This is a genomic window from uncultured Winogradskyella sp., assembly GCF_963975125.1.
Taxonomy (GTDB): Bacteria; Bacteroidota; Bacteroidia; order Flavobacteriales; family Flavobacteriaceae; genus Winogradskyella.
The window spans coordinates 1-2,478 of record NZ_CAXBGB010000151.1 but is presented as its reverse complement, the minus strand read 5'-3'; the positions used below and the strand labels follow the sequence as shown (position 1 = coordinate 2,478).

The following is a 2,478-nucleotide window of genomic DNA, read 5'->3' as shown; positions in this document are numbered from 1 at the left end:
ACTTTTACATAGACAACGGCACGCTTTCCTGTCCAAAGTACTGCCGATTTTGGTATAACAATGGTGTTTTCCATCCCTTTCATTTTTGCTTTAATAATACCACTGGCAAACATTTCAGGCAAGAGCTTATTTGATGGGTTATTTACCTCTACACGTACTTTGGCAACTCTGGTATTAGAAGACACAAAAGGATCGACATAGGTAATTTTACCTTCAAAGGTTTTTCCAGGAATAGCTTGTATATTAAAGCTAACCTTGTCGTTAATGTGTATCCAAGGAATATCTGCTTCATAGGCTTCAAACATAACCCAAACAGAACTTAAATTAGCAATATCAAACAAATTACCACCTGCCGTAATATAGTCTCCTAACTCAACATTTCTACTCATAACGTAACCTGAATGATCGGACAAAATATCGATTTGTTCCTGCACAACTCCTGAGGCTTCAATAGCATCAATTTGCTTGTCAGACAGTTTCCAAAGCTTTAATTTATTGCGTGATGCGGTATAAAGTTGTGGGTATATATCCTTAGACTTGATAGCTTCAAACAATTCTTTTTGGGCAGAGATTAATTCTGGTGAATAGATACGTACTATTTTTTGACCAGTAAATACTTTTTCACCTGTAAAATTAACATACAAGCGTTCTATACGACCTGGTATATGAGACACTTGAGAATACAATCTACGCTCATCGGGTTTTACACGTCCCAACAAGCGTATCTCTTTGTCGGCACTTGCCTTTTCAATTACTGTGGTTTGAATATTTGCCAATTGATAGGCTTCTTCATTCATTACAATTTCGTCGTCTGCAATGTTTTCTGAAGAATCATCGGTTGTTTCCAACGGAATAAGTTCCATACCACAAATTGGGCAATTTCCTGGTTTTTCCATCTTTATTTGTGGATGCATGGAGCAAGTCCATAATTGTGTTACAGGGTCTTGAACAAATTCGTGCTCTCCATCTGTTTGTGTGGTTTCTGAACTTCCGCCAGAAAACACATTTCCTAAAATAATTCCGAGTATTAAAATACCGGCTGCTATGATATATTTTTTATATTTTTTCATGATATTCATTTTATTGTCCTATTAAATAATCCATAAATGCTGCTGCGGCATTTTTATCGGTTAACGCTTTTTGATGTTCCAATTCATATTTAAGTAATTGGCGTTCTATACGCAATACTTCTTCAAAGTCTTTAGCATTTGTAGAGTATGACACAATAAGTATATCCAATACTTTTTTAGCAATTTTAGATTGTGTAATGTTTAATGCAATACGCCTGTCTCCATCGTTAAAATCTTTATATGTATTTTCATATACAGAACTCAAGCTATTCTTTTTATCCTCTTTTCTAGATATTTCAGCTTCTTGTCGGTATTGTGCTTCCTTTATTAAAGCTTTATATTTTTTTCGATATATAGGAATGGTTACACCTACAGATGGAAACAAGAACACGTCTTTACCATTATCTGATGCTGTTGAATTAGGGTTGTCACCAACTATGGTATAATTTACACCAACATTAAACTTTGGTAAGCCTTCTTTTTTTGCTACAATTTCCTGATTTAAAAAAGCGTTTAACTTATGTTCTATACTTTTAATTTGATGGTTTGAAGCATAGATTTCATCGAGCATGTTTAACTGTTCTAAAGGAATTTCTTCTTGCCATAATAATTCTGGAACTATTACTTCAGAAGTATCTTCTCTGTTTAATAAGTTATTAAACTTTACTCGTAAAACATCTTTTGTATCCAAAAACAGTTCTAATTGGTTTTCTAAATCATTTAGTTCCAATTCAACACGTAGTTCATCAACAATAGAAGCTTTTCCTGCTTCAATTTTAACTAAAGACAGGCGTTTAAAAACTTCGAGAATTTCAATATTCTCTCTAGTTATCTCTATGGCTTTTTCAATAAAATAATAGTTGTAATAAGCTGTTTTTACTTCAAAGAAAATATTGGATTTTGTGTTTTCAAAATCTTCGTACACGGCTTTTGCCATTTCAGTTGCGACATCTTCTTTAGCACTTAACAAACCAAACCATGGAAAGCTTTGCTTCAAATTAAAATTTGCTCTTTGTGGCCCAACCCTTGTTTCTGCAGGCTGGATAAAATATCCAAAAGCAAAAGTAGGGTCTGGTAAAGTACCTACTTGAGGTACTTTTTCCATAGCAGCCATGTAATCACTAAACCTTGCTTTTAAAGCAGGGTTATTATTGGCTGCTATTTCTAAATAGTTATCTAAATTTTCTTGACTAAAAATACTTGTTGTAAACAGTACTACTAGCCCTAAGAAAAGATATTTTTTAGTATTCGCTTTCATCTTTATAAATTTAAGCATTGCTTCTTTTTAATTGTTTTTTTAATCCTTTCTCTTTCCACATACTGTAAAGTACAGGTACTACAAACATGGTCATTACCTGTAAAAGCATACCTCCAAAAGAAGGGATTGCCATAGGTATAACCACATCAG

Annotated in this window: 2 protein-coding genes; both read right to left on the bottom strand. The window is 33.5% G+C overall.

Features of this window, described 5'->3' with window-relative positions:
- Nucleotides 1–1,070, bottom strand: a 1,070-nt coding sequence (locus AAC053_RS13935; RefSeq protein ID WP_339757904.1) for an efflux RND transporter periplasmic adaptor subunit, incomplete at its 3' end; no start/stop codon positions are given.
- A gap of 10 nt (nt 1,071–1,080) precedes the next feature.
- Complete coding sequence (locus AAC053_RS13930; protein WP_339757902.1) at nt 1,081–2,328, bottom strand: TolC family protein; 1,248 nt, start codon at nt 2,326–2,328, stop codon at nt 1,081–1,083.
- Nucleotides 2,329–2,478 lie beyond the last annotated feature (150 nt).